Raw genomic sequence first — 6,970 nt, forward strand, 5'->3', positions numbered from 1 at the left:
ACACGTAGTATTCTTTATACCCAATAAAAGAAAACAAAACAACATCGCCTGTTTTAACTTTTAAAGAGTATTTTCCATCCATATCAGTCTGTGTACCTTCTGAAGTACCGACTAATACAACTGAAACGCCCGGCATTGGGAATCCTTCATCTGTTACAACACCTGATAAGTTTTTTTCTTGAGCAAAACCTAATTGTGTGAACAAAGTCAAGATAACCATTAAAGTCCAATTTAACTTTGATTTCATTATATTATTATTGATTAGTTAGTAAAACAAATCTAACAAAAAAATTATATAATTTTTAAGAAATAAAAAGACTTAAGAAAAATCAAATTAAATTAATGCATATTAAATACTAATAAAATAAATAGAATACAAAAAATAAACAACAAACAATTAATAAAAACACACATATTACAAAATACAACAAAACACTTAAATTATGTTAAATTTAATAAATAAAAAAAAGAGTCTATCAAATGATAGACTCTTTCATTTTAAACTTCAAAATTAATTATTATATACTGGATTATTCAAAATCTCGTTTTGAGGTACAGATAGTTTTAATCTTCTATCATCATAACTAAACGTTGAATTTGCATAATGAAGGTGATTAGAGCCATAAACAAAATCTTTTTTGTTTCTCTTCACAGCTGCATAACTTTTACCTTCGCCCCATAATTCAATTCTTGTTTGTAATAATATCTCAGATAATAATGCATCTCCACTAAGTGCATCAATATAAGAAACATCATCAATACGACTAGATAGTAAATTTTTCAGTGTTTGTTTAGCTTCTGCTTCTTGTCCTAAACGAGCATTAGCTTCAGCATTCAAAAGATACATTTCTTCTATTCTCATATAGATATAATCAGACTCAATAATACGTTGACCTTGTAACACTTTTCCTGTAGCTGAATAAAACTTATTTACAGGAAGGTAAGTATTAGAACCAAAATTATTTGGTGAAAACGAAACTTCAAATTGTTTCTTGCGTACATCATCAGGTTTTATCGCTTCGTACAATTCCTTGTTCATTCCTTTACTATCACCTACAGAAGCATAGCTATAAGTGAAGACATCAATTTGTCCCCACCATGAAATCAAATCTAAATCATTCTCAGTTGTTAACGTTGCGCCCCACATCCAGTTTGGATTACTTACTGCTTTATTAAATCCTCCTAAAAGAATCGCTTCATTTGCTACAGTATAAACGCCACTATCAACAATTTCCTTACTCAATTTTGCAGCTTCAGAAAGTGCATCACTTGTACCTTTTGCCGCGTATACATAACATAGGATTCCTTTAGCAACATTATAATCAATCTTACCTTTTGCAATATTACCCTTGCCTGTCGCATTATTATCTTCAAACAAACTTAAAGAAGATGATAAGTCAGAAATCATTAATTCAAAAACATCTTGAGTTAATTTTGCTGGCATATTTTCTTGTGATGGGGTTTCATAAACAGGTAAAATCTTTTCATTAGCATCATAACCTGCTGTATAAAGCATTACTAAATTATAATACACATATGCCCTTAAGGCTTTTGCCTCTGCTAAAACAACTTGTCCCTCAGGTGTAGTATTATCTTTAAAAGATTCTATAACATTGTTCGCTCCTCTTACCATATAATAGTAGAATCTCCATGGTCTATAATTTGTTAAATTAGATGGATTAATCATATCTGTTAAATCAGCAATTCCAGAATACCAACCATAGATTTCGTTATTCAAAACCATATCACCACTCAACATATCTGAATATACATCGTAACCCTTCTGACCAAAATCATCATGTCCAGTTGTACCACCACTTTCAGCTTTCACATTATAAGCGTAAAGTCCATTCAAAGTTGCTATACCCAAATGAGGTGAATACTCTGAAATTTTATCTATATCTGACTTAGAAATTGTCTGTGTTGGAGAGGTTTCAAGAAAATCTTTCGAGCAACTCGCAAATATAAAACCTACTCCTAATAAAGTTAATATCGTTCTTTTCATTTTTGTCTTGTTAATTTTTTAGAATTTTACTCTCACTCCACCAGTAATAGTAGATAATGGTGCATACTGATACACTGAAGACTGTCCATATTCACTCATAGCAGGATTATATCCTTTTCTTTTTGTAAATAAGAATAAATTATCTCCAGAAGCAAAGAAATTAACTTCCGCTAAACCTAACTGTCTTAAAACAGTTTGTGGTAAACTATAACCTATACGTATATTATTTATACTTAAATAATCAGTTTTAGTAATGAATCTAGATGAAGCAGCATTTACATTCACATCTGCATTACTTGATAATCTAGGTACATCAGTAATATCTCCTGGTTTTTGCCAACGATTAGCAATGTCTTTATGCCAGTTATTAGACCCAACTCGACCATTACCCATTAAGTTAGCATATGTCCCATCATAACCATAACCACCTAAACTATATAACATCTGAACTGATAACTCCCATCCTTTATAACCAGTATTCAAATTAATACCTCCCGATACTTTTGGAATTGCAGATTTTCCAATGTAAGCAATAGTTGCCTCAGCAGCATTATAAGTTGTTTCTTTTGTTAACTTTCCTTCCATTTCAGGATTACTTGCTAAGAAATCAGTAAGAGATACAACATTCTGTTTTTGACCAGCGCCATCCAAATAGGTATATGTATACCATTGTGCTTGTCCTGTTTGAGAATCAACTCCTGCCCACTCTCTAGTATAGAAATCGAATAGAGAATGACCTTTAGAACGACCATACAAACCATCAACATCTATAATTTTTCTCTCACCTGTACTTGGATCTACAGGCATTGCAGTCAATTTATTTTTCAAGAATTGACCATTTACTGATAAATCAATGAATGCATCCTTTGTTTGAAGTAAATGACCAGTTAATTCAAATTCTAATCCTTGGTTACGTAAATTTCCATCATTCACAATCATAGTAGCGTAACCTGCTGAAGGCCCTACTCGACGAGTAAAAATCAAGTCATCTGTATTCTTTATATAATAATCCACATTAATATCTAAGAAACGTTTTAAACTAACTTCAGCTCCAACTTGGAACATTTTACTTTTTTCCCAAGATAAATCTGGATTACCATTTACTTGCTCAAAAATAGCTAAATCACCTCCATAAGTAGAAACATTCCATAAATTTTCTCCTGGATAATAAGTTCCTACCGATTGGTCTCCAGTTAATCCATAACTAGCTTTAAGTTTTAAATTACTAATAAAATCTTGATTTAACATAAAATCTTCTCTCGAAATCACCCAAGAACCACTTAGTGAGTAGAAAGTTCCCCACTTATCTTTCTTAAAACGTGATGATCCATCACGTCTAACAAGTCCACTGAAAAAATATTTCCCTTGATAATCATAATTAACACGTCCAAAGAAACTTTCTAAAGTATTTTCTAATTTATATCCCGTTGGTGGACCAGAAGTCGCAGATCCATTATTCATTTCAGTACTATTGGGGTCTGCAAGATTATTCTTACTTGCAGCATTATATCTATATTCATATGAATTATTCTCATGAGCTACCATAGCTTCTAAACTGTGATCACCAAATGATTTTTTATAACGTAAAATCTTAGTCCAATTATAAGTAAATACCTCAGACTTCACCTTAGTTATAGATCCTCCCATAGAAGCAGAAGAACCGTAAAATCTATTACCTAAAATATTTCTAGTAGAATTATAATATTGCCCCCCTACATTGGTTTCGAATGTTAATCCTTCATATAAATTCACTACAAAAGAAGTACTTACATTCACCTCATCTCTAGTAGTTTGGTCTTTTCCATAATTAGCATCACCAACAGCATTAGTTAATGCTCCAAAACCACGTCCTGTACCATAATCATATTGATTCCCTCCATATACATCTTTAACCATATTACCTTCTGAATCACGTAAGAACAGAGGATAAATAGAAGGAATATTATCTACAAACCAAAAAACACTTCCTGAATCACTACTTTGACCATTATTATTACTTTGTGAATGCGTATATCCCATATTCATTTTTGCATCTAACCATTCTTTTGGCTTATGCTGAAGATTCAACCTTGCAGTAACACGCTCATAATCAGAATTAATAGAATAACCTTCATCTTTTAAATAACCTAAGGAAGTAAAATATGATGTATTCTCAGCAGATCCACCCATAGTTAAATTTCCTTCTATACGACGCGAAGATTGGAAAGCATAATCACGCCAATCCTCAGGATTATATTTTCTAGTAACACCAGATCTAACTTTTCCAGTAGCTGGGTCAATTAATTCTTCTCCATTAGATACATTCCACATATTATAACGTGGATCAATACCAGTCTTTTCATTAAATAAATTTTGATTTGCCCATGTATAAGCTTGCGTATCATCAAAACCTCCTTTAATCTTACCATAATTACGTAACGCCTCATGTGAATACTGAATATATTCCTCTGGCGAAGTAATAACATCATAACTAGGTAAAGCTCTCCAGTTAACCCCTGTCTTCATATCAACTTGAATAAAAGACTTATTACCTTTCCCTGATTTGGTATTAAGTATTACAACCCCATTAGCACCACGAGATCCATAAATAGCAGTCGCAGCAGCATCCTTTAAAACACTCATAGATTCAATATCAGCAGGATTAATTGATGATATATTACCTAAATAAGGAACTCCATCTACTACATACAATGGACTTCTATTTCCATTAACAGAACCAAATCCACGAATACGCACAGCAGGCTCTGCACCAGGTTGACCAGTAGAAGTAATCACTTGCACACCTGCTGATTCTCCAGCAATAGCACTAACAGCATTAGAAACACTTTTCTTTTCTATCTGCTTTGCACTAACTTGAGTAGCTGATCCTGTAAATGATTCCTTAGTAGAAGTACCATACCCCACAACTACAACTTCATCCAGAACATTATCATCACTTGACATTTCTACATTATAAGTAGAAGATGCTCCTACTCTATGTTTCACATCATTCATTCCAATAAAGCTAAACACAACCACTTGTCCTTGTTTAACTTTAATAGAATACTTACCATCCAAATCAGTCTGAGTCCCTTGTTGAGTTCCCTCAATCACAACAGACACACCTGGCAAAGGCATTCCACCTTCTTTCACTACTCCCGAAAGAGCTTTATCTTGAGCATAGCCAACTTGCACCAATAACACAAGTAGCAAGCTCAAAAACCAATTGTACTTTGATTTCATTTTATTAATATTGATTAGTTAGTAAAACAAATCTAATAAAAAAATTATATAATTTTTAAGAAATTCAAAGACTAAAAAATACTAAACTAAAAATACCACACAATAAAAGTTAATAAATCATATATTAAACAATAAATAAATACATTAAAAACACATATCTTAAAAAAAACGTAAATATCAACTAAATACCAAATTTTAGTTAAATTTTACAATACAAAAAAGACCACCCTACAAAGGTGGTCTTAAATATGTTAAAAAAAAACAGTTTTTAATCATTATACACAGGATTATTTAAAATCTCTGCCTGAGGGACTGATAATCTTAATCTCCTATCATCATATCTAAAAACTCCATTAGCATAATGCAGCTGATTAGAACCATAAACAAAATCTCTTTTATTTCTTTTTATAGCAGCATAACTTTTTCCCTCGCCCCAAAGTTCAATTCTAGTTTGCAAGATAATCTCTGACAATAATGCTTCGCCACTAAGTCCGTCTATATATGAAATATCATCAATGCGATTTGAAAGCATATTTTTCAAAGTTTGCTTCGCTTCACCTTCCTGACCTAAACGTGCATTTACTTCAGCATTTAAAAGATACATTTCTTCTACTCTCATATAGATATAATCAGATTCAATTATACGTTGCCCTCCCAATTTTTTTCCAGTAGCAGAATAAAATTTATTTACAGGAAGGTAAGTATTAGACCCAAAATTAGTAGAAGAAAAAGAAACTTCAAATTGTTTCTTACGAACATCATTATCTTTTATTGCTTCATATAATTCTTTACTCATTCCTTTCGTATCTCCAACAAATGCATAACTATACGTAAAAACATCTATTTGTCCCCACCAAGAAATTAAATTCAAATTATTTTCAGGAGTTATTGTAGCTCCCCACATCCAATTATTATTGCTAGTGGCTTTATTAACCCCCCCTAATAGTAGTCCTTCATTGGCAATCGGATACGCTCCACTATCAATAATTTCTTTACTCAATCGAGCAGCTTCTGTTAGTGCATCAGTAGTACCTTTAGCCGCATAAACATATACCAACAATCCTTTAGCTACATTATAATCGATTTTTCCTTTAGCTATATTTCCTTTAGCTGTTGCATTATTTTTTTCAAATAATTCTAAAGAACTAGTCAAATCTACAATCATCAAGTCAAAGATTTCCTGAGTCAATTTGGCAGGTTTATTCTCTAAAGAAGGAACATTATAGAGAGGTAGAATTTTTTCATTAGCATCATATCCGCTAGTATAGAGCATAACTAAGTTATAGTATGCAGACGCTCTTAGAGCCATTGCTTCTGCTAATACTAATTGTCCCTCTCGAGTAGTATTATCTTTAAAAGACTCGATAACATTATTCGTCCCTCTTACCATATAATAATAAAACCTCCAAGGCTTATAATTTGTATTATTAGATGGATTAATCATATCTGTTAAATCAGCTAGTCCAGAATACCAACCATAAATTTCACTATTTAAATTCATGTCACCACTAAGCATATCAAAATAGATATCATATCCTTTCTGACCAAAATCATCATGTCCAGTTGTGCCACCACTTCCTTTTTTTACGTTATAGGCGTAAAGCCCATTTAAAGTTGCAATACCTAAGTGAGGTGAGTATTCTGATATCTTATCAATATCAGATTTTGAAATAGTTTCTGTCGGAGAAGTTTCAAGAAAATCTTTTGAGCAACTCGCAAATATAAAACCTACCCCTAATATAA

At 32.1% G+C, this 6,970-nt stretch carries 4 protein-coding genes; all 4 read right to left on the reverse strand.

The window, feature by feature from the left end:
- Window positions 1-247 (reverse strand): carboxypeptidase-like regulatory domain-containing protein (locus RH98_RS14290; RefSeq protein ID WP_010256587.1); only part of this gene is annotated, 247 nt, incomplete at its 3' end.
- Window positions 248-511: 264 nt separating this feature from the next.
- Entirely contained in the window at window positions 512-2,005 is a 1,494-nt protein-coding gene (locus RH98_RS14295) for a RagB/SusD family nutrient uptake outer membrane protein (RefSeq protein ID WP_010256590.1), read from the reverse strand.
- Between the two features lie 18 nt (window positions 2,006-2,023).
- On the reverse strand, window positions 2,024-5,227 hold the full coding sequence (locus RH98_RS14300; protein ID WP_010256594.1) for a SusC/RagA family TonB-linked outer membrane protein: 3,204 nt from the start codon (window positions 5,225-5,227) through the stop codon (window positions 2,024-2,026).
- 268 nt (window positions 5,228-5,495) lie between these two features.
- Window positions 5,496-6,968 carry a RagB/SusD family nutrient uptake outer membrane protein gene (locus tag RH98_RS14305; protein WP_026038927.1) on the reverse strand — a complete coding sequence of 491 codons (1,473 nt, stop codon included), beginning with the start codon at window positions 6,966-6,968 and terminating at the stop codon, window positions 5,496-5,498.
- Window positions 6,969-6,970: the final 2 nt, after the last annotated feature.

Origin of the sequence: Myroides injenensis M09-0166, assembly GCF_000246945.1 — a bacterium.
GTDB lineage: Bacteria > Bacteroidota > Bacteroidia > Flavobacteriales > Flavobacteriaceae > Flavobacterium > Flavobacterium injenense.